Genomic DNA, 20,427 nt, shown 5'->3' with positions numbered 1-20,427 from the left:
ACAAAGCTCGCATTTCGATCAGTGACGCTCCGTGCCCAGCGTCCGCTCCTTCTCGTCGGCGGCGCCCCCGGCCCCCACCAGTCCCCGGGAGACGCTCGTCAGCCTGGGCTCGAAGCGCCGCATCTCCCGCTGCCCGACCGTCGCGATGATCCCGGGCAGGTAGCCGCGCACGCCCTGCATCCCGCGCAGCCACCACTGCGCGTACACGTGCGGCGAGCGCCGCTCGATGCCGGCGACGATCCGGTCCACGGCCGGGCCCAGCGGGTACGTGCGGTTCGCCGGCCACGGCAGCCGCCGGCGCAGCTCCCGCATGACCTCGTCCTGGTCCGCCCCGCGCACCATGTCGGTGTCGGTCCAGGAGAGGTAGCCGACTCCCACCTTGACGCCCTTGTGGCCGACTTCGGCGCGCAGGCAGTGCGCGAAGGCCTCGACACCGGACTTGGAGGCGCAGTACGCGCTCATCATCGGCGCCGGCGTGATGGCGGCGAGCGAGGCGATCTGGAGGAAGTAGCCGCGGCTCTGGGCCAGTACGGGGAGGAAGGCGCGGGCGGTGACGGCGCCGCCGATCAGGTTGACCTCGATCACCCGGCGCCACGCCTCGGGGTCCGAGTCGGCGAACGGCCCGCCGGCGGCGACGCCCGCGTTGGCGACGACGACGTCGACCTTGCCGAAGCGCTGCTCGACCTCCTCGGCGACGCGGGCCATGGCCGCGTGGTCGGTGACGTCGGCGTGCCAGTGGTCGCTGTCGGTGTGCAGCCGCTCGGAGACCTCCTTGAGGGCTTCGGGCTCCAGGCCCACCAGCGCCACCTTCGCGCCGCGCGCGGACAGCTTGCGGGCGAGGAGCTCGCCGACCCCGCGTGCCGCACCGGTGACGACGGCGACCTGGCCTTCCAGACTCCTGCTCGCGCTCACGGCGTCTTCTCCTTCAGCTCGTTCGTCGGGTTCGGCCGGCTCGTCGGGTTCGTCGGGTCAATCGGGTTCGTCGGGCCCGCCAGGTGGGCGGTCAGCTCGCGTACGGCGTTGGTGACGGCCTCGGGGGCCTCGATCGGGGTCATGTGCCCCATGCCGGTCAGCTCGGTCAGCCCCACGCAGTGCGGCAGCGCGGCGGCCAGGCCCCGGGCGTGCACGATCGGGGTGAGCCGGTCGTTCGTGCCGCCGATCACGGCGGTGGGCACGGTGAGCGCCGCGAGGTTCGCCTCCAGGTCCAGCCCGGCCAGCACCTCGGACCAGGCGTACCGGACGCCGGTGGGGCACGCGTGCACGATACGGGCGCACGCCTCGACCTCGTCGGGCGCGGAACCGGGGCCCATGGTGGCGTACTTCAGCACCCGCTTCGCGACCGGCGTGACGGGCCCGAGGGGGGCGCGCGCTCCGAGGACCGCGCCGGTGATGCGGGTCCGTACACGCCCGGGGCGCAGGGGCACGACCAGTGCCTCCGAGACCAGCCGGGCGCTGCCGGTGCTGCACAGCAGCGCGGCGGCGGCGTGCTGGGCGAACTCCGGCCGCCCGGCCGCGGCCATGACCGTCATCCCGCCCATGGAGTGCCCCGCGACGACCGCCCGCTCGCCGGCGGCGAGGGTGGACCCGAGGACCGCGACGAGGTCGTCGGCGAGGGCGTCGGTGCCGTAGCGGGAGGCGGCGGGGCTGCGCCCGTGCCCGCGCTGGTCGTACGCGATGACCCGGTGGTCCTTGGCGAGCTCCCGGATCTGCGCGGCCCAGAACGCGGTGGAGCAGGTCCAGCCGTGCGCCAGCACCACGGCCGGAGCGCCTTCTTCCCCGTGCTCCTCCACGTGCAGCCGGGCCCCGTCGGCCGAGACCGCGACCAGCTCGCGCCGGGCGGCGGGCGGGGCGTACCGCCCGGAGGTGACGTACGCGGGCCGGCTCACGCGGCGCCCTCCGCGTGTGCGACCGCGCCGGGGACGGCGTCGCGCTCGGTGTCGCGGTCGGTGTCGCGCTCGGTGTCGCGGAGCCGGATGACCTCGTACTCGGACAGGTCCACGCTCCGCGTCTCCTTCCGGAACTCGCCGGTCGTGCCCGGCCAGACCGTCGTGTTGCGCCCCTGCGCGTCCAGGTACCAGCTGGTGCAGCCGCCGGTGTTCCAGACGGTGCGCTCCATGCGGCTCTGGACCCGCCGGTTCCACTGGTTCACGGCCGAGGGCCGGGCCGCGAGCGCGACCTGCCCGCCGAGCACGTGGAGCTGGCGCAGGTAGTCCGCCATGTAGTTCAGCTGCGACTCGATCATCAGGATCATCGAGCTGTTGCCGAGCCCGGTGTTCGGCCCGATGATCGTCATCCAGTTCGGGAAGCCGGCCGCCGTCGCCCCGCGCAGCGACTGCATCCCGTCCTTCCAGTGGTCCGCCAGCGTCCGTCCGTCCGCGCCGACCACCCGGTCCGCGATCGGCATGTCCGTGACGTGGAAGCCGGTGCCGAAGACGATCGCGTCGGCCTCGGTCTCCGTCCCGTCGGCGGCCACCAGCGTGCTGCCCCGGATCTCCCGGAGCCCGGAGGCGACCAGGTCCACATTGGGCCGGGCCAGCGCCGGGTAGTAGTCGCTGGAGAGCAGGATCCGCTTGCAGCCGATCCGGTACGAGGGGGTCAGCTTGGCCAGCAGCGCCGGGTCCTTGATCGAACGCGCCATGTTGGCCTTGGCGAGCGACTCGATGAGCCCGAGCTGGTTCGGTCGCTTGGTGAAGGCGCTGACCTGGAGCTCCCGGATCCCCCACAGCAGCCCCCGGCGGGCCGCCCGGGTGAACGGCAGCTGGCGGTGCAGCCAGCGCTCCGCGCCGCTGATGGCCCGGTCGGTGCGCGGCATCACCCACGGCGGGGTCCGCTGGAACAGCGTGAGGCGCCGCACGTCGGGCGCGATGGCCGGCACGATCTGGATGGCCGAGGCGCCGGTGCCGATCATGGCGACGCGCTTGCCGCGCAGGTCGTAGTCGTGGTCCCAGCGCGCGGAGTGGAAGACCTTGCCGGGGAACTCGGCGAGCCCCGGGACGTCCGGCGTCTTGGGGTCGGACAGCGGCCCGGTGGCGGAGACCACGACGTCGGCGGTGAGCTCCCCGGCCGAGGTCTCGATCTCCCACCTCAGCCGGTCGGCGTCCCAGCGCATCAGCCGGACCTCGGAGTTCAGCCGGACGTGCGGGCGCAGCCCGAAGGTGTCGGCGACGTGCTCCAGGTACGCGCGGATGGCCGGCTGCCCGGAGAAGGTCCGCGGCCAGTCGGGATTGGGCGCGAAGGAGAACGAATAGAGATGGGAGGGGACGTCGCACGCGCACCCGGGATAGCTGTTGTCGCGCCAGGTCCCGCCCACGGAACCGGCCCGTTCCAGGACGACGAAGTCCGTGATCCCCTCGCGCCGCAGCCGTACGGCCGCGCCCAGCCCGCCGAACCCGGACCCGATCACCGCCACTCGTACGTGCTCGCGCCCGCCCATGCCACCGCTCATGCCCGCCGCCTTCCGCAGCCCCACAGCGCAACACTGCCAGCAATCACTGGCACAATCGGGAGACTAGAGCAGCTCCGTACTCATGGGTAGAGGTCGCGCCCGGAAAGTTACTGTCGGTACGCCATAGGCTGCGCCTGTGGAAGACACGGAAGCGGGGACGACAGTGCGCGAATACCGTACGGAGGAACTGGCCGAGGCGGCCGGCATCCCCGTCCGCACCCTGCGCTTCTACCGCGAGCGCAAGCTCCTCCCGCCGCCGCGCCGCGAGGGCCGGATCGCCTGGTACGACGACCACCACCTGGCCCGGCTGCGCACCATCGCGGCCCTGCTGGAGCGCGGCCACACCCTCGGCGGCATCGCCGAGCTGACCGCCGCCTTCGAGAACGGGCGCGACGTGAGCCAGCTCGGCGAACTGCTCGGGATCGGCTGGTCCGAGGAAACCCCCGTACGGCTGACGCCGGAGGCCCTCGCCGACTACTTCGAGGGGGAGGTCACCCCGGAGAACCTGGCGGCCTCCCTGGACCTCGGCTACCTCGCCACCGACGGCGACGAGATCGTGCACGTCAGCCGCCGCCTGCTGGACGTCTCCTCGGCGCTGGTCCGCGAGGGGGTCCCGCTCTCGGCGGTGCTGGAGACGGGCCGCCGGGTCCGCGAGCACGCGGACGCGATGGCGGCCCTGTTCACGGAGCTGATCTCGACCCACCTGAGGGAGGAGGCGCTGCCGCGGCTGCGCCCCCTCGCCAAGAGCGTGGTGGAGGCGGAGCTCACCATGGCGATGGACCGCCTCCTGGCCTCGGGGACCCGGGCGGGGGCTCAGGACCCCAGCTCGTAGACCACGGTCACGGGCGCGTGGTCGGACCAGCGCTCCGGATGCGTCTCGGCCCGCTCGACGAATGCCTTCACGGCCCTGCCGGCCAGCCCCGGGGTCGCCACCTGGAGGTCGATGCGCCACCCGGCGTCGTTGTCGAAGGCCCGCCCCCGGTAGGACCACCAGGAGTACGGCCCCTCGGTGTCGGGGTGCAGGCTCCGTACGACGTCCACGTACCCCGCGGCGTCGTACACCTGCCCGAGCCACTCCCGTTCCTCGGGCAGGAAGCCGGCGTTCTTCCGGTTGGTCTTCCAGTTCCTGAGGTCGGCCTCCTGGTGGCAGATGTTCCAGTCGCCACACACGACGACCTCCCGCCCGTCCCCGGCGGCCCGCGCCCTCAAAGCGCTCAGGTAGGGCAGGAACTCACCCATGAACCGGTACTTCTCGTCCTGCTTCTCGGTCCCGGCCTCGCCGGAGGGCAGGTAGAGGCTGGCGACGGTGACACCGGGAAGATCGACCTCCAGGTAGCGCCCGCTCGCGTCGAACTCCTCGCTCCCGAACCCCACCTGCACCCGCTCGGGCTCGCGGCGCGTGTAGAGCGCGACCCCGGCCCGCCCCTTGGCGGCGGCCGGCGCGAACACGGTGTGCCAGCCGTCGGGCTTGCGGACCTCCTCCGGAATCTGCCCCTCCTCGGCCCGCACCTCCTGCAGGCAGACCACGTCGGCGTCCGACCCGGCCAGCCACGGGGAGAAGCCCTTCTTGGCTGCGGCGCGGATCCCATTCACATTCACGGAGGTCACGGTGAGCATCCCCGCACCCTAACGGGAGCGTTCCGTACGATGTTCCGATGTCTCACGGGATCCAGCTCCGCATCGTGCCGTACGACCACCCGGACGCGCTCAAACTCAACGACCAGGTCCAGCTTGAGTACCAGGCGCGCTACGGCGGTGAGGGCGACGTCACACCGCTCGACCCGGCGATGTTCGCCCCGCCGAACGGGTTGTACCTGCTGGCGTACGACGCCTCGGGTTCGCCGGTGGCCAGCGGCGGCTGGCGCAGCCAGGAGGAGAACGACGAGGGCTACTCGGACGGCGACGCCGAGCTGAAGCGCATGTACGTCATACCCGAGGCCCGCGGCCTGGGCCTCGCCCGCCGCATCCTGGCCGAACTGGAGGCCGACGCCCGCACGGCGGGCCGCACCCGCATGGTCCTGGAAACGGGAGACCGGCAACCGGAGGCGATAGCCCTCTACTTCTCCTCGGGCTACGCCCTCTCCAGGAAGTTCGGCCACTACCGCGAGTACGACTCCAGCCGCTGCATGGCCAAGCCCCTCCACACGTCCTGACCCCAACCGGCCCCGGAAACGCCGAGATCCCGCCCGGTCTTTCGACCGGACGGGATCTCATGACGTTCTCGGGAGCTACCCGCGAACTGTCGTTTGTCGGCTGTTCACGAGTGGCGATGACCTGGTGCGATACAGGGCACCTGGAGATCGTTTCCCGTTTTCAGGAAGATCGTTTCCCGTTCTGAGGCAGATTCCTGGCGGACAGGGTGACGCGGTGGCGTACGAGGTCGACTTCGACGATCCGTACGGTGATCTCGTCGCCCTCGCTCACGATATGGCCGGGGTGCTCGACGGGCTCGTCACGGAACTCGGTGTTGTGCACGAGGCCCTCAACACCGTCGGCGATGCGGACGAAGGCTCCGAATGGGATCAGCTTGGTGACCTGACCGGCCGTGACGAGGCCCGCCTGGTCCGCGAAGGGAACGAACGGGTTCTCATGGAGTGCCTTCAGCGACAGCTGGACCTGTCCACGCCGGGTGTCAACGTCGATGATCTCGCCGACGACCCGCTGGCCAGCCGTGACGGCGTCTGCGGGATGGTCGATCCGCCGCCAGCTCAGTTCGGGGCCCCTGATGAAACCGGTGCACTGATCGGCCGGTTCGCCGTCGAGGTTCACGAACACACCGAAGTTGTGGACGCTCTGCACCCGACCTTGGTGTGTTGTGCAGAGCTGAAGGCCAAGAAGGAAGGCTCGCAGGGCCGGGTCCTCACACGCTGAAGCAGAGGCCCAGACGTGCTCCTGCTGCCAGTCGACGCCTATCACTTCGAAGGTGAGCCGCTGCCCGATGCTCACAGCTTCGGACGGATGCCCGATGGCCTTGCGGGTCAGATCCCCGCGAGGGATACGTCCCAGCGCCTTCCCCGGGCCAGAGAACCCGTCGAGTTCGACGAGCGCCTCCCGATCCTCGACGCTCATGACGCGGCCGGTGCGGGCTTCCCCGGCCCGCAGCGTGTTCAGAAAGTTCTTCAACGCATCGGTCGACTTGGATTCGGTCACGCTCGTGACCCTACGGGGACCAGGAGGTACTCAGCGCAGGTCTGCGGGCAGGCTGTCTCGGACGATGTGCTGGAAGGCTGTGAGCCGGTCACTCTCGGTCTCGAGGTTGTGGAGAGTCTCGTAGGCGTGCGCTCGGGCGACACTCGAAGGGTGTGTGGTGAGCTCCCGGTAGAGGATCCAGATGGCGCCACGAATGGTCGCTTCACATTCCTCTTGCTGGAGGGTGTCGCCGCACCCCAGGTACAGCAGGAGTTCGAGCAGGGCTTCCCGGGCATCGGGCGTCGTGAGGCTGGGGTCCGCCAGGGCTGCGAGGACGACGGCGGTAGTGGCCGGGGCCGGATCCATGAGGTTGGACTGGATCATGACGTGGTTGTCGATCGCCGTCAGGGTCGCTTCACCGGGCGTCTGGGCAGTGATCAGGTTCAGAAGGTCGGAGGGCAGGTGGGCGGCTGTCTCATCGCAGCCACAGCGCAGACCACCCCAATCGTGCCTGGATATTTCGATGCGGACGGCCTGCATGCCCGGATGCTCGGAAGATACCTGCGGGCGAAATGATCGCCGGGGCTGCTCCACGCGGTACTGGTCCAGCAGTCGGAAGAACGCCTCGACAGGGGGCGAGTCCGGAGGCGTGGTGCGTTCGATCTCTGCGGCCCAACCGAGGGAGCTGGACATGCCGTGGCGCTCATGCAGCCATTGGGTGAAGTGGTCCTCGGGCCAGAAGGCGAAGGGCTCGTCGATGGAGTGCACGCCCAGTGCGACTCGGTAGCCGACGAGGATCGACTCCAGCTGGATCAACGAACCACCGGGCAGCCACATGCCGGGGCGGAGGCGGATCTGCTCCAGGAGGTCGTACACGTCTGTGCACTCCTGCCAGTGCTTGACGGTGCTCTGCAGGCTGTCTTCGGTCGGCATGTGCTGAGCCTACGACTCGGACGGGAGTTGTCGTCTGGCGAAGAGGTGCGAGCGCAAGGCGGGCCGGCACGCCTTCACCCGCCGGGTCTACCGCGCGTTCGACCGGCTCACCACTGCCCTGGACCCCCATCGCTGCGACCGTAGACGCCGCCTGCCAACGATCGAGGCCCTGCATGTGCTCGCGGCCTGGGAGGAGGGGGCAGGCGTTGAGCAGGTCCGCCGTCGGCGGGTGCTGCAGGAGATCAGCGACCGGTTGGTCCTGGTCACTGTTCACCTCGCCCAACAGCGCGGCCTCTTCCGCGGCTGGCGAGGCGACGTCGGGATCGACACCACTCCAAATCGGACACCGTCTCGAACACACCCCGGAAACGCCGAGATCCCGCCCGGTCTTTCGACCGGACGGGATCTCATGACGTTCTCGGGAGCTACCCGCGAACTGTCGTTTGTGGACCTGTGGGGATTTGAACCCCAGACCCCCTCGATGCGAACGAGGTGCGCTACCAGACTGCGCCACAGGCCCTTGCGACGTGTGAAACATTAGCATCCCCGCGGTGGTGCTCCAAAACCGATACCGGGGAGCGTCCGCGCAGGTCCGCTCACTCGTTCGCGGCGCGGGGGCGGTCGTCGCTCTCGTACTGGTCGAACAGCGGCGTGCGGCCGCGTCCCTGGCCGCGCGGGCGGGCGTTCGGGAGCGGCTTCTGGTCCGGCTTCGCCTCGGGCTTCGCGGGCGGCGAGGGCTGCGCCCGCAGCCGGGGGTCCGTCGGCTCGGCCGCGCTGGAGCGGGTCGCGCTCCAGGCGTCCGGGGTCGCCGGGCCGGTGGCGCGCGGGGCGACCGGGGCCGTCACGTACGTCGGCAGCGGGACCGGTACCGGCTCCCAGCTGTCACCGCGGGCGGGGCCGCGTTCGCGCTCGCGCTGCTGGTCCACCCACTCCGCGTGGTCGGTCTGCTCGACCAGCGCGCGCCGGCCCGCCTCCTGCGGGGAGACCGGTGGCGCGGGGTCCGGTTCGGAGCCTGCGGCCGCCTCCGGCTCGCGGCGGCGCGGGCGGTTCTCGCGCAGCTGCCGGGCGGCGGCCTCGGCGCGCCGCCGGTCCATCGTGAACTCGTAGCGGCGCCGCTCCTGGACCCGCAGGTGCACGATGTACGCGCTCAGCAGCAGGGCCGGCACGGCGGGGGCCCAGAGGTAGCCCAGGCCGCCGACCGCGGCCACGATCGCGCCGAGCGTGAAGATCAGGAAGAGGAGCGCCGTGGTGCGCCGGCGGCGCGCGAGCACCTGGAGGCGCTGCTCGCGCCGGTGCCGCTCCGCCAGGGCCGACCTCGGCTCCGCCCTGGTCGGGGGTACGACGAGGGCCCGGGCGTCGGCGTCCACGGAATTCACCGTTTCCGTCGCGGCGTCCGGGTCCGCGCGGTGCTGGGGACCGGCCTCCTGGTCGCCGCGTTCACGCAGCCCCTTGGCGTAACGGCGCTCCATTCCCGCCCGGCCGGAAAGCAGCCGAATGGCAGTGGAGAAGCGTTCCGTCGGACGGGCTTCGTTCAGCTCGTCCTGCCTCCGGAGCCACATGGGCACCAAGTAGGCGGCCCAGGCCCCGACAATGACTGCGTAGATGAGGCCGCTGCTGCTCACACCTCACACCGTAGAGGGGCGCGGCCGGGCGGATCCGCCAATTGGGCCGGTGTGTCGCGCGAACCGGCTGATATCACGGACTTTTTTTGTGATTCTTCGGATCAGGTTATGGGCGAATCGGTTCCGGCCCCCGATAATTCGAACAGTTATTCGTTTATGCGCGAGCCCGGTGCCAGCGGCGCAGCAGCCCCTCCGGGACCTCCTCCGCCGTCAGCGCGTACACGAGATGATCGCGCCACGCGCCGTCGATGTGGAGGTAGCGCGGCCGCAGCCCCTCCTCGCGGAAGCCCAGCTTCTCCACGACCCGTCGGCTCGGCCCGTTCTCCGGGCGGATGCACACCTCGATCCGGTGCAGCCCGACCTTCGTGAAGCAGTGGTCCACGGCGAGCGCCACCGCCGTGGGCATCACGCCCCGCCCCGCCACCTCGCGGTCCACCCAGTAGCCGACGTGGCCCGCGCACATCGAGCCCCAGGTGATCCCGGCGACCGTCAGCTGGCCGACCAGCCGCCCCTGGTACTCGATGACGAAGGGCAGCATCCGCCCCGCGTTCGCCTCGGCCCGCAGGTGGCGGACCATCTGCCGGTACGTCGGCCGGTGGATCACCGGCCCCCAGGGCGCCGGCGGCGGGATCGTCGCCTCCCACGGCCGGAGCCAGTCGCGGTTGCGCCGGTTGACCTCGCGCCAGGCGCTCTGGTCCCGGAGTTTTATCGGCCGGAGCGTGACACCGCCGTCGGTGAGCACCACCGGCCAGGAGGGTCCGTTCAGCTCGCGCTCCCGTGAGGATCCGCCGGTCTGGGGTGGTCGCCGCCCCGGATCTGCTCCACGGCGTGCGGCAGGATCCGGGCCAGGACGGCGAGGCCGTCGCGCACCCCGCCCGTCGAGCCCGGCAGGTTCACGATCAGGGTGTGCCCGGCCACGCCCGCCAGCCCCCGGGACAGGGCCGCGGTCGGCACCTTCGCCAGGCCCTCCGCGCGGATGGCCTGCGGAATGCCCGGGACCTCGTAGTCCAGCACCCGCGCCGTGGCGTCCGGGGTGCGGTCGGTCGGCGAGATGCCGGTGCCGCCGGTGGTCAGGATGACGTCGTACCCGGCGGCCACGCCCTCGCGCAGCGCCCGCTCGACCGGATCCCCGTCGGGGACGACCCGCGGTCCGTCCACCGCGAAGCCGAGCTTCTCCAGCCCCTCGGCCAGCAACGGCCCGCCCCGGTCGGCGTACACGCCCGCCGAGGCACGGTTCGAGGCGGTGACCACGAGCCCGCGCGGAGCCCGCCCGGGCTCCCGCACCCCGCCCGCCGCGTCCGGTTCCGCGGAGCCGGCCGGCCCGCTCCCGCCGGCCGGTACGGGCACGTGGCTGAAGGCGTCGCCGCCGCGCGGGGCGTTCACGCGCGGGTCCAGTCGCCGGACTTCCCGCCGGTCTTCTCCTCCACCCGGACGTCCGTGATGACGGCGCCCTTGTCGACGGCCTTCACCATGTCGATCACGGTGAGCCCGGCGACCGCGACGGCCGTCAGCGCCTCCATCTCGACGCCTGTGCGGTCGGTCGTCTTGACGGTGGCGAGGATCTCGACGGCGTCGTCGGCGACCGACAGGTCCACCTTCACGCCGGACACGGCGAGCGGGTGGCAGAGCGGGATCAGGTCGGGGGTCCTCTTCGCGCCCATGATCCCGGCGATCCGCGCGGTGGCGAGGGCGTCGCCCTTGGGCACGCCCTCGCCGCGCAGCAGCTCGACCACCCGCGCGGAGACGAGCACGCGCCCGCTGGCCCGTGCCGTCCGCGTCGTGACGTCCTTCTCCGAGACGTCCACCATCCGGGCCGCGCCGGCCTCGTCGATGTGCGTCAGCCTGCTGTGCGTGCTCATAGGTTCGTGCCGCTCCCGCTCCGGGCCCCGCAAGGGCCTGTGTGGTGCAACACGCTACCCGCACCGGCCGTACTTCAGCCGAGCAGGACCACTTCGAGCTCGGCCCCCGGCTCCACCGAGGTGACGTCCTCCGGCACGACCATCAGGGAGTCGGCGTGGGCCAGTGCCGCGATCAGGTGGGAGCCGGAACCGCCGACCGGGCTGACCGTGCCGCTCTCCGCGTCGTACTTGCCGCGCAGGAACTGGCGGCGGCCGGCCGGGGAGCCCAGCGCCTTGTCGGCCTTCAGGGCGGCCCGCACGCTGGGCCGGCTGACGTCCGCCAGGCCCATGAGCGCGCGGATCGCGGGACGCACGAACAGTTCGAAGGAGACGTACGAGGACACCGGGTTGCCGGGCAGGGCCAGCAGGGGGGTGTGGTCCGGGCCGATCGTGCCGAAGCCCTGCGGCTTGCCGGGCTGCATCGCGAGCTTGCGGAAGTCCATCCGCCCGCCGTCGGCCTCCTCGTCCGTACTGCCCACCGAGGACAGCGCCTCCTTGACCACGTCGTACGCGCCGACGCTCACGCCGCCCGTGGTGACCAGCAGGTCCGCCCGGATCAACTGGTCCTCGATGGTGGAGCGCAGGGTCTCGGCGTCGTCGGCCACGGCCCCGACCCGGTAGGCGATCGCCCCGGCGTCACGCGCGGCCGCGGCCAGCGCGAAGCTGTTCGAGTCGTAGATCGTCCCCGCGGCCAGCGACTCGCCCGGCTGGACCAGCTCGCTGCCGGTGGACAGCACGACCACGCGCGGGCGCGGCCGCACCCGTACGGTGCCCCGCCCGATGGCGGCGAGCAGCGCGATCTGCGGCGGCCCGAGCACGGTGCCCGCGGCCAGCGCGAGGTCCCCCGCCTGGACGTCGCTGCCGCGCGCGCGGACGTGGGCCCGCGCCTCGGCGGCCCGGTGCACCCGCACCTCGCCGCCCGCGCCCTCGGGGGCCGCGCTGGCCGGGGTCATGCCGGCCGCCGCGCCGCCTCCCGTGCCGCCGTCGGTCCACTCGACCGGTACGACGGCCTCCGCGCCCGGCGGCAGCGGGGCGCCGGTCATGACGCGGGCGGCCTGGCCGGGGCCGACGGTGGGCAGCGCGCCGCTGCCCGCCGCCACGTCCCCGATCACCGTCAGCACCGCGGGGAACTCCTCGCTCGCGCCCTGGACATCGGCCGTGCGGACGGCGTACCCGTCCATGGAGCTGTTGTCGAAGGGCGGGAGGGCGACGGGCACGGTGACGTCCTCGACCAGGACACAGCCCTGGGCGTCGAGCAGCTGGAGCTCGATGGGCTCCAGCGGCCGGATCGCGGCGAGGACGTCCGCGAGGTGCTCGTCGACCGACCACAGGCGCTGGGTGCCGTGGCCGGAGTCCTGCGGTGCGCGGCTGCTCAAGGTCCTACATCTCCTCCGTGACGTAACGGTGAAGCCAGGTGCGGAACTCCGGGCCCAGGTCATCACGCTCGCACGCGAGGCGGACGATGGCCCGCAGGTAGTCCCCGCGGTCCCCGGTGTCGTAGCGGCGGCCCCGGAAGACCACGCCGTGCACCGGGCCGCCCACGGTCTCGTCGGCGGCCAGCTTCTGCAGGCCGTCGGTGAGCTGGATCTCCCCGCCGCGGCCCGGCTCGGTCTCCCGCAGTATGTCGAAGATCGCGGGGTCGAGGACGTACCGTCCGATGACGGCGTAATTGCTGGGCGCGTCCTGCGGGTCGGGCTTCTCGACGAGCCCGGTGATCCGGACGACGTCCTCGTCGTCCGTGGCCTCGACGGCGGCGCAGCCGTACAGGTGGACGTTGGCGGGGTCGACCTCCATGAGGGCGATGACCGTGCCTCCGCTGCGGGCGTGGACGTCGGTCATCTGGCGCAGCAGCGGGTCGCGCGGGTCGATCAGGTCGTCGCCGAGGAGGACGGCGAAGGGCTCGTCGCCGACGTGCGGCTCGGCGCACAGGACGGCGTGGCCGAGGCCGCGCGGGTCGCCCTGGCGGACGTAGTGCATGGTGGCCAGGTCGCTGGACTCCTGGACCTTCTTGAGCCGGTCGTCGTCGCCCTTGGCGATGAGGGCCGATTCCAGCTCGTAGTTGCGGTCGAAGTGGTCTTCGAGGGCGCGCTTGTTACGTCCTGTGATCATCAGGACGTCGTCCAGGCCCGCCGATACGGCCTCCTCGACCACGTACTGGATGGCCGGCTTGTCCACGACGGGGAGCATTTCCTTGGGCGTCGCCTTCGTCGCCGGGAGGAAGCGGGTACCGAGACCTGCGGCCGGGATCACGGCCTTCTTGATCACAGGGTGCAACTGAGTCATGGGCAGAACGATAGTGGGTCACGCAGACCCCTCCGGGTTTGATTCCGGTGAATAGATCCGACATTGCCCCGTTTTGAAAGGAAAACAGAGCCCGCCGTGGTAGAGAACCAGCCCCACCCGTCCGAAAAGTCCCGGCTGCGCCGGGAACTCCTCGCCGCCCGCCGGGCCCTGTCCCCCGATTCCCTGCGTACGTCGGCCCGCGCCCTCTCCCGCTCCGCCTGTGCGCTGCCCGAGCTGGCCGACGCGCAGACGGTGGCGGCGTACGTCTCGGTCGGGTCCGAACCCGGCACCCGCGATCTGCTGGACGCCCTGCGCGCGGCCGGGAAGCGGGTGCTGCTGCCCGTCCTGCTGCCCGACAACGACCTCGACTGGGCCGCGTACGAGGGCCCGGGCAGTCTGGCCGAGGCCGCCCACCCCGGCAAGATGCGCCTGCTGGAGCCGGCCGGGCCGCGGCTCGGGCCGGACGCGGTCACCGGCGCCGACGCCGTCCTGCTGCCCGGGCTGGCCGTCGACGGTCGCGGGATGCGTCTGGGGCGCGGCGGCGGCTCGTACGACCGGGTGCTGGCGCGCCTGGCGCGCGCCGGGGCGCATCCCGCGCTGGTCGTGCTCCTCTACGACGAAGAGGTGGTCGCGCGGGTCCCGGAGGAACCGCACGACCACCCCGTTCAGGCGGTGGCCACCCCGTCGGGGGTGGTCAGATTCACGGCTTGAGGGCCGCTCACGGCTTGAGCGTCAGCGTCTCCACCGTCGCCTTGTCCACGGCCTCCTTGCCGAAGGGCCAGTCCAGCAGCTCGCCCTTGGCCCACATCGTCGTCTGGTCCGTGTAGTTGTCGTGGTACGCGTGGCCCGAGGCGCCGGTCAGGTTTATCCAGCGCGACTTGTCCAGGTCGTTGAGGTTCACGACCATCCGCATCGACGGGACCCAGGTGACCCCGTACCCGCTGGAGGCGTTCCAGCCGGTCGCGTTCACGGTGGCCTCGCCGCCGCCCAGGTTCCACGGGCCGCGATTGAGGAGCCACTGCATGAAGCCCGGGCCCGCGGTGCCGATGGTCTGGTTCTTCAGAGTCAGCTGGTGCAGGCGGCCCCAGGTCCAGGTGGACTGGTCCTTGCCGAGCTTGGCGGTCAGCTCCCAGCGGGCGTCCTTCATGGCCCGCGCGAACAGCTGGTCGCGGGTGGCGGTCGCCGGCTGGTTGCGGGCGGCCGGCGTCTGCCACCACGCCGACTTCTCGTCCTTGACCAGGCGGCGGACCACCTCGAACCAGCGGTCGCCGCCGTCTGGCTGCGCCGAGTCGGGGCCGCGCGTACCGCACTCGCGGACCGTCTTGGCCAGGTCGTCGACCGGACCGCTGGTCTCCTCCTGGACGTTCATGCAGCTGCCCTCGATCCGCAGCTCCTTCGGCATCTTGTCGCCGAAGGACAGCTTGAGGATGTTGCGCCAGACCGCGTTGAAGTACGCGGCCGCCGCCGAGTCGGGCTCCTGCGTGTAGTTCCAGCCCTCCAGCAGCTTCTGCGCGGAGCGCACGTCGGGGTCCGAGACCTCGATCTTGGCCAGCATCGGGGTGAGCAGCGCGGCGATCTCGCTGCTGTTGTCCATCTGCATGGCGCGCATGTCGTCGGTGGAGATCTTGCCGTTGTCCTTGGTCTTCGCCTCGATGAGGTCGTTGATCCGCTGGCTGCGGGCGCCGTAGCCCCAGTCGGTGGTCAGCACGTACGGGTACTTGCCCGCGCCGGTCCCGCTCTCCACGACCGCCTGGTTCGCGGTGACGATGTAGCCGCGCGCCGGGTTGTAGTCGTACGGCATCTCGTCCTGCGGGATGTAGCCCGCGTTGCCGTCCTTGCCGCCCTTCCAGGCGTACTTGGAGTCCCAGCCGGGGGCCGGCATGCGGCCGTCGCCGGCGCCGCGCAGCGGGATGCGTCCGGGGGCCTGGTAGCCGATGTTGCCGGAGGGGCCCTTGTTGTCGGCGTAGATCAGGTTCTGCGACGGCACCTCGAAGTCGCGGGCGGCGGCGCGGAAGCCCGCGAAGTCCTTGGCCCGGTCGAGGTTGAAGACCGCGTCCATCGACTTGCCGGGGTCCAGGGCGGTCCAGCGCAGGGCGATGGCGTAGCCGTTGCCGCGGTCGGGGGCCGAGCTGGGGACGGGGGCGCGGCTGCCGACCGTGCCGAGCTCGTCGCTGCGGTCGGAGATCAGCGGGCCGTTGTTGGTGGTGCGGACGGTGATCTTCTTGCTCTTGCCGCCCGCGATCTTGATGACCTCTTCACGGGTCGTGAAGGGGACCACCTTGTTGTCGTAGACGTAGCCCTCGGGCTTGACCTGCTCCAGGTAGAGGTCGGTGACGTCGGCGCCGAGGTTGGTCATGCCCCAGGCGATGTCGGCGTTGTGGCCGATGACCACGCCGGGCATGCCCGAGAAGGTGTAGCCGGCGACGTCGTACTTGCACTGGTTGGAGACCGCACGGCAGTGCAGGCCCATCTGGTACCAGACCGAGGGCAGCTGCGGGGACAGGTGCGGGTCGTTCGCGAGCAGCGGCTTGCCGGTGGTCGTGTACTGGCCGGAGACGACCCAGGAGTTCGAGCCGATGCCGCTGCCGTTGGGGCCGAGGATCGCCGGGACCTTGTCCAGGGTCTTGGCGAGGGAGGTCAGCGAGTTGCGCAGCCCGACGGTGGCGCCCTGGGCGGTGGCGTCGTCCGCGAGGCCGGTGGGGTTGGCGGGGGCCGTGGAGCCCTGCGCGCCGGTCGAGGCCTGCGAGCCGGTGGTGCTGCCGCCGGAGCCCTTGCCGGAGCCGGAGCCCGTGGAGCCCGCGGCCGCGCCCTGGGGGGCGTACTTGCCGCCGTCGATCTTGCCCGCGTCCACGATCGGCTTGTTGCGGTCGAACGGGTACGGCGGGTAGAGCTCGTCGATCTGCGCCTGCGTGAGCTTGTTGGACATCAGCGCGCGGTCGATCTCGTCCTGCATGTTGCCGCGCAGGTCCCAGGCCATCGCCTTGAGCCAGGCCACCGAGTCCACCGGCGTCCACTGCTCGGGCTGGTAGTCGTCGCTGAGCTTGAGGGCGGAGTGCTCGACGGAGAGGTCCTTGCCGGACTTCCCCTTCAGGTACGCGTTGACCCCGTCGGCGTAGGCCTGGAGGTACTTCTTCGTCTCGGCCGAGAGCTTCGTGTCGTACTCCGCCTGCGCGACCTGGCGCCAGCCGAGCGTGCGCAGGAAGGCGTCGGTCTCGACCTGGTCGGGCCCGAACATCTCGGAGAGCCGGCCGGAGGTCATGTGGCGGCGGACGTCCATCTCCCAGAAGCGGTCCTGGGCGTGCACGAAGCCCTGCGCGCGGAAGAGGTCGTCGTCGTTGTCGGCGTAGAGCTGGGGAATGCCGTGGGAGTCGCGCTTGACCTCGACGGTGCCCGTCAGGCCGGGGACCTTGAGGGTGCCGGTGGCCTGGGGGAACGAGGCGCGGACGTTGTCCATGCTCCAGTACGTCCCGTAGCCGAAGCCCGTGAGGAGCGCCAGGACCAGCACGAGCACGATCAGACGGGCGCGTCGTCCCCTCTTCTTGGCGGGAGGAGCGGTTTCGTTGGCGGGCATCGCTGTCCTTAGAGGGGCAGGGTGGTCCTGGGAGTGCTGGGAGCAACCATAGGCGCAGGACCGGGTCCGTTGATCCGCCAGGGGTCGAGGTGGCGAGGACAGGGGCGAACACGCGTTTCACAATGTGGTTATCACGTAAAGGGCACGTCAAATATTAGGTAAGGTAACGAAGTACCTGCCGATCTTGCCGGACTTGTCGCCTGGAGGAACGTTCCACCGGGCGCCTTGAGGAAAGGGCCGCCCGCTGACCGTCCACACGCTCAATGAGCTCCTGCTGGTCTGCTCGCTCGTGCTGCTCGTCGCCGTCGCGGCGGTACGCATCTCTTCACGCAGCGGCCTCCCCAGCCTGCTCATCTACCTCGGCATAGGCGTAGCGATAGGCCAGGACGGCATAGGCAACGTCGTTTTCGACAATGCCGAGCTGACCCAGGTCATCGGCTACGCCGCGCTCGTCGTGATCCTCGCCGAGGGCGGTCTGGGCACCAAGTGGAAACAGATCAGACCGGCTCTGCCGGCCGCGATCGTGCTGTCGCTGATCGGCGTCGCGATCAGTGTCGGCGTCACGGCCGCGGGTGCGCACTACCTGGTCGGGCTGGACTGGCGGCAGGCGCTGCTGATCGGCGCGGTCGTCTCCTCGACCGACGCCGCGGCCGTCTTCTCCGTCCTGCGCAAGGTGCCGCTGCCCTCGCGGATCACGGGTGTGCTGGAGGCCGAGTCGGGCTTCAACGACGCTCCCGTCGTCATCCTGGTCGTCGCCTTCGCGACCGTCGGCCCGGTGGACCCGGGGTACGTCCTGGTCGGCAAGATCGCCCTTGAGCTGGCGATCGGCGTCGCGATCGGCCTGTCGGTCGGCTTCCTGGGGGCGTACGGCCTGCGGCACGTGGCCCTGCCCGCCTCCGGCCTCTACCCGATCGCCGTGATGGCGATCGCCGTGTCGGCGTACGCGGCCGGCGCGATGGCGCACGGCTCCGGCTTCCTCGCCGTGTACCTGGCGGCCATGGTGCTCGGGAACGCGAAGCTCCCGCACTGGCCGGCGACCCGGGGCTTCGCGGACGGGCTCGGCTGGATCGCCCAGATCGGCATGTTCGTCCTGCTCGGGCTCCTGGTCACCCCGCACGAGCTGGCCCAGGACTTCTGGCCGGCCGTGATCATCGGGCTGGTGCTGACCATGGTGGCGCGGCCGCTGGAGGTCTTCCTCAGCCTGCTGCCGTTCCGGATCCCGTGGCAGGAGCAGGCCCTGATGTCGTGGGCGGGGCTGCGCGGAGCCGTGCCCATCATCCTGGCGACCATCCCGATGGTGACCGGGATCGAGGGCAGCGACCGCGTCTTCAACATCGTCTTCGTCCTGGTCGTCGTCTACACCCTGGTCCAGGGGCCGACCCTGCCCTGGCTCGCGCGCAAGCTGGAGCTCGGCGACACCGACGCGGGCGCCGCCGACCTGGGGATCGAGTCGGCGCCGCTGGAGAAGCTGCGCGGGCACCTGCTGTCCTTCGCCATCCCGGAGGCCTCGCGGATGCACGGCGTCGAGGTGAGCGAGCTGCGGCTGCCGCCGGGGGCCTCGGTGACGCTGGTGGTCCGGGACGCGAAGAGCTTCGTACCGCTGCCGTCCACGGTGCTGCGGCGCGGGGACGAGCTGCTGGTGGTGGCCACGGATCCGGTGCGGGACGCGGCGGAGGCCCGGCTGCGGGCCGTGGCGCGGGGCGGCAAGCTGGCCGGTTGGCTCGGGACGGGCTCGAACGGGGGCTGAGCAGGGGCTGAGCAGGGGCCGATCGGGGCCCTCGCGGCCCGAGCACGGCCCGCACCTGACTTCAACAGAGCGTTAGAGTGTCGTTCTAATTCTGTGTTTTCAGGGTTTGCGGGCCGTTTCACCCCGCTTTCACGGGCCCCGGAATGCGAACTTCCAGTTAATCGCAGGTGAAGACATCAGATGTCGCCGGAATCACAGGACACACACCCGGTCTGCCTGTACGATTAAGGCACACCACATCGAACCAACTCTGCCTGACGCAGAGCTGGCGCGACCGCAAAGCGGCCGTGGCTCCCTCCCGCAGTGGGCGCCCAGGTATCACTCGGTTCTGCGCAAGAGGACAGCTCTCGGGGCTCCCACATGTACGGGTGCGGTCGCTCACGAGGCGGCCCACCGTCCGCAGACGGGGACGCTCTACCAGGCAGCGGAAAGGCCAGGCCGTGACATCCGCGGTCACGACCGACAAGTCCGCCCGCCCCGGTTACGGGCAGCTCCTGCGCACGCCCGGCGCCATCGGCTTCGTCCTCCCGGGATTCGCCGCCCGGCTCCCCTTCGGCATGCTGACCATCAGCATCCTGCTGCTCGTCCAGCACACCACCGGCTCCTACGGCAGCGCAGGCATCGTGGCCGCCGTCACCGGCGTCTCGATGGCGCTGTCCGCCCCGGTGATGGGCAAGCTCACCGACCGCCGCGGCCAGAGCGCCGTCCTGGTCCCCGTCGTCCTCATGCACTCCGCCGCCGTCAGCACCCTCGTGGCGCTCGCGCTGCTGGGCGCTCCCGTGTGGGCGCTGGCCCTGGCCGCCGTCCCGGCCGGCGCCTCCGTCCCGCAGGTCGGGCCGATGGTCCGGGCCCGCTGGGCCGCCAAGCTGGAAGGCTCCCCGCTGCTGCCGACGGCCGCCGCGTTCGAGTCCGTCACCGACGAGTTCACCTTCGTCGTCGGCCCGGTGCTGGCCACCGCGCTGTGCACCGGCGTCCACCCGGCCGCCGGCCTGATCACCGAGGCCGCGCTCACGCTGGCCGGCGGTCTGGTCTTCGCCGCGCAGCGCGCCACCCAGCCGAAGCCGCACGCCGTCCCGGCCGGGGGCGAGAAGCACGCTTCCGCACTGTCCTTCCCGGGCCTGCGCGTCCTGATCGTGGCCTTCCTCGGCATCGGCGCCGTCTTCGGCGGCATGCAGGTCTCGCTGGCCGCCTTCTCGAACGAGATCGGCAACCCGGGCGCGAACGGCCTGCTGTACGGCGTCTTCGCGGCCGGCAACATGACCGCGGGCATCGCCTGCGGCGCCATCGCCTGGAAGATCGGCCCGCGCCGCCGGCTGCTGCTCGGCTACGCCGGCCTCACCGTCGCCGCCTCGGTCCTGTGGACCGCGCACTCGATGGTCCTGCTCGGCGCGCTCGGCCTGGTCGTCGGCCTGTGCATCGCCCCGGCCCTGATCACCGGCTACACGATGATCGAGTCCCTGATCCCGGCGAACGCCCGGACCGAGGCCTTCACCTGGCTGACCGGCGCCGTCGCCTTCGGTCAGGCCACTGCCGTGACCCTGGCCGGCCGCCTGACGGACGCGCACGGGTCCTCGTACGGCTTCCTGGTGCCCATGGCGGGCACCATGCTGGCGCTGGCGACCCTGCTCGCGCTGCGGTCGAGCCTGGCCCCGAAGGCCCCGAGCCGGATCATCAACTCGTCGACGGGATCGCCTGCCGCTGCTGCTGCGGAGGCCCCTGCTGCGCGGGTGAACGAGCGTGGTGTCGGTCACCGCGTGCCGGTGACGGTGGACTGATCGGCCGGAATACGTCACCATGGA

Annotated in this window: 18 protein-coding genes and 1 tRNA gene; 5 read left to right on the top strand and 14 right to left on the bottom strand. The window is 71.3% G+C overall.

Going from position 1 to position 20,427, the window contains the following annotated elements; all coding sequences use genetic code 11:
- Window positions 1–18: 18 nt before the first annotated feature.
- Genes ACIBAD_RS26605 through ACIBAD_RS26595 form a run of 3 tightly spaced genes read right to left on the bottom strand, consistent with a single transcriptional unit; the run spans window position 19 to window position 3,433 of the window.
- Window positions 19–912, bottom strand: a complete 894-nt coding sequence (locus ACIBAD_RS26605) for an SDR family oxidoreductase (protein ID WP_398908910.1) — start codon at window positions 910–912, stop codon at window positions 19–21.
- Window positions 909–1,886: an alpha/beta fold hydrolase gene (locus ACIBAD_RS26600; RefSeq protein WP_398908908.1), complete on the bottom strand. Its 978-nt coding sequence runs from the start codon at window positions 1,884–1,886 to the stop codon at window positions 909–911. Before ACIBAD_RS26600 ends, ACIBAD_RS26605 begins: the two co-directional genes overlap by 4 nt.
- Window positions 1,883–3,433: a flavin-containing monooxygenase gene (locus ACIBAD_RS26595; RefSeq protein WP_398909017.1), complete on the bottom strand. Its 1,551-nt coding sequence runs from the start codon at window positions 3,431–3,433 to the stop codon at window positions 1,883–1,885. Before ACIBAD_RS26595 ends, ACIBAD_RS26600 begins: the two co-directional genes overlap by 4 nt.
- Before the next feature lie 148 nt (window positions 3,434–3,581).
- Here ACIBAD_RS26595 and ACIBAD_RS26590 point away from each other — a divergent pair, with 148 nt between their 5' ends.
- Window positions 3,582–4,277: a MerR family transcriptional regulator gene (locus ACIBAD_RS26590; RefSeq protein ID WP_134073689.1), complete on the top strand. Its 696-nt coding sequence runs from the start codon at window positions 3,582–3,584 to the stop codon at window positions 4,275–4,277.
- On the opposite strand, the gene ACIBAD_RS26585 is transcribed toward ACIBAD_RS26590, so the two are convergent.
- Window positions 4,259–5,062, bottom strand: a complete 804-nt coding sequence (locus ACIBAD_RS26585) for an exodeoxyribonuclease III (RefSeq protein WP_134073686.1) — start codon at window positions 5,060–5,062, stop codon at window positions 4,259–4,261. The genes ACIBAD_RS26590 and ACIBAD_RS26585 overlap by 19 nt on opposite strands.
- A gap of 38 nt (window positions 5,063–5,100) precedes the next feature.
- On the opposite strand from ACIBAD_RS26585, the gene ACIBAD_RS26580 reads away from it, so the two are divergent.
- Window positions 5,101–5,598, top strand: coding sequence for a GNAT family N-acetyltransferase (locus ACIBAD_RS26580; protein ID WP_398908905.1), 498 nt, complete (start codon window positions 5,101–5,103; stop codon window positions 5,596–5,598).
- A 160-nt stretch (window positions 5,599–5,758) separates the two neighbouring features.
- On the opposite strand, the gene ACIBAD_RS26575 is transcribed toward ACIBAD_RS26580, so the two are convergent.
- The 9 genes from ACIBAD_RS26575 to galU form a co-directional block, all read right to left on the bottom strand.
- Window positions 5,759–6,595: a S1 RNA-binding domain-containing protein gene (locus ACIBAD_RS26575; RefSeq protein WP_134073682.1), complete on the bottom strand. Its 837-nt coding sequence runs from the start codon at window positions 6,593–6,595 to the stop codon at window positions 5,759–5,761.
- Window positions 6,596–6,625: 30 nt separating this feature from the next.
- Complete coding sequence (locus ACIBAD_RS26570) at window positions 6,626–7,507, bottom strand: hypothetical protein (protein WP_398908902.1); 882 nt, start codon at window positions 7,505–7,507, stop codon at window positions 6,626–6,628.
- Window positions 7,508–7,953: 446 nt separating this feature from the next.
- Window positions 7,954–8,027 (bottom strand) — tRNA-Ala (locus ACIBAD_RS26565).
- A 76-nt stretch (window positions 8,028–8,103) separates the two neighbouring features.
- Window positions 8,104–9,129 (bottom strand): hypothetical protein, encoded by a 1,026-nt coding sequence (locus tag ACIBAD_RS26560; protein ID WP_134073680.1) that lies wholly within the window; start codon window positions 9,127–9,129, stop codon window positions 8,104–8,106.
- Window positions 9,130–9,283: 154 nt separating this feature from the next.
- Window positions 9,284–9,874, bottom strand: coding sequence for a GNAT family N-acetyltransferase (locus tag ACIBAD_RS26555; RefSeq protein WP_134073678.1), 591 nt, complete (start codon window positions 9,872–9,874; stop codon window positions 9,284–9,286).
- Window positions 9,875–9,891: 17 nt separating this feature from the next.
- Window positions 9,892–10,512 carry a molybdenum cofactor biosynthesis protein B gene (locus ACIBAD_RS26550; RefSeq protein ID WP_398908900.1) on the bottom strand — a complete coding sequence of 207 codons (621 nt, stop codon included), beginning with the start codon at window positions 10,510–10,512 and terminating at the stop codon, window positions 9,892–9,894.
- On the bottom strand, window positions 10,509–10,988 hold the full coding sequence (gene moaC / locus ACIBAD_RS26545) for a cyclic pyranopterin monophosphate synthase MoaC (RefSeq protein WP_134073676.1): 480 nt from the start codon (window positions 10,986–10,988) through the stop codon (window positions 10,509–10,511). The genes ACIBAD_RS26550 and moaC overlap by 4 nt, the downstream gene beginning before the upstream one ends.
- Before the next feature lie 74 nt (window positions 10,989–11,062).
- Window positions 11,063–12,403, bottom strand: coding sequence for a gephyrin-like molybdotransferase Glp (gene glp, locus ACIBAD_RS26540; protein WP_208329029.1), 1,341 nt, complete (start codon window positions 12,401–12,403; stop codon window positions 11,063–11,065).
- 4 nt (window positions 12,404–12,407) lie between these two features.
- Complete coding sequence (gene galU, locus ACIBAD_RS26535; RefSeq protein ID WP_134073674.1) at window positions 12,408–13,310, bottom strand: UTP--glucose-1-phosphate uridylyltransferase GalU; 903 nt, start codon at window positions 13,308–13,310, stop codon at window positions 12,408–12,410.
- Between the two features lie 96 nt (window positions 13,311–13,406).
- Here galU and ACIBAD_RS26530 point away from each other — a divergent pair, with 96 nt between their 5' ends.
- The gene (locus tag ACIBAD_RS26530; RefSeq protein ID WP_134073671.1) at window positions 13,407–14,021 is read left to right on the top strand and encodes a 5-formyltetrahydrofolate cyclo-ligase; all 615 of its coding nucleotides are present in this window, start codon (window positions 13,407–13,409) and stop codon (window positions 14,019–14,021) included.
- Between the two features lie 7 nt (window positions 14,022–14,028).
- Here ACIBAD_RS26530 and ACIBAD_RS26525 read toward each other — a convergent pair whose 3' ends face one another.
- Window positions 14,029–16,881: a penicillin acylase family protein gene (locus ACIBAD_RS26525; RefSeq protein ID WP_134073668.1), complete on the bottom strand. Its 2,853-nt coding sequence runs from the start codon at window positions 16,879–16,881 to the stop codon at window positions 14,029–14,031.
- Between the two features lie 289 nt (window positions 16,882–17,170).
- On the opposite strand from ACIBAD_RS26525, the gene ACIBAD_RS26520 reads away from it, so the two are divergent.
- Window positions 17,171–18,628, top strand: coding sequence for a potassium/proton antiporter (locus ACIBAD_RS26520; RefSeq protein WP_398908896.1), 1,458 nt, complete (start codon window positions 17,171–17,173; stop codon window positions 18,626–18,628).
- A 440-nt stretch (window positions 18,629–19,068) separates the two neighbouring features.
- Window positions 19,069–20,403, top strand: coding sequence for an MFS transporter (locus tag ACIBAD_RS26515; RefSeq protein ID WP_398908894.1), 1,335 nt, complete (start codon window positions 19,069–19,071; stop codon window positions 20,401–20,403).
- The last annotated feature ends 24 nt before the right edge of the window (window positions 20,404–20,427 follow it).

It is taken from the genome of Streptomyces sp. NPDC051109 (assembly GCF_044455885.1).
Classification (GTDB): Bacteria; Actinomycetota; Actinomycetes; order Streptomycetales; family Streptomycetaceae; genus Streptomyces.
The sequence above is the reverse complement of the archived record's forward strand: the minus strand, read 5'-3'. Positions and strand labels throughout refer to the sequence as shown.

Coding starts and splice junctions, on each gene's coding strand:
- ACIBAD_RS26595 (WP_398909017.1), bottom strand. CDS start 3,433: ATGGGCGGGCGCGAGCACGTACGAGTGGCGGTGATCGGGTCCGGGTTC.
- ACIBAD_RS26585 (WP_134073686.1), bottom strand. CDS start 5,062: ATGCTCACCGTGACCTCCGTGAATGTGAATGGGATCCGCGCCGCAGCC.
- ACIBAD_RS26580 (WP_398908905.1), top strand. CDS start 5,101: ATGTCTCACGGGATCCAGCTCCGCATCGTGCCGTACGACCACCCGGAC.
- ACIBAD_RS26570 (WP_398908902.1), bottom strand. CDS start 7,507: ATGCCGACCGAAGACAGCCTGCAGAGCACCGTCAAGCACTGGCAGGAG.
- moaC (WP_134073676.1), bottom strand. CDS start 10,988: ATGAGCACGCACAGCAGGCTGACGCACATCGACGAGGCCGGCGCGGCC.
- galU (WP_134073674.1), bottom strand. CDS start 13,310: ATGACTCAGTTGCACCCTGTGATCAAGAAGGCCGTGATCCCGGCCGCA.
- ACIBAD_RS26525 (WP_134073668.1), bottom strand. CDS start 16,881: ATGCCCGCCAACGAAACCGCTCCTCCCGCCAAGAAGAGGGGACGACGC.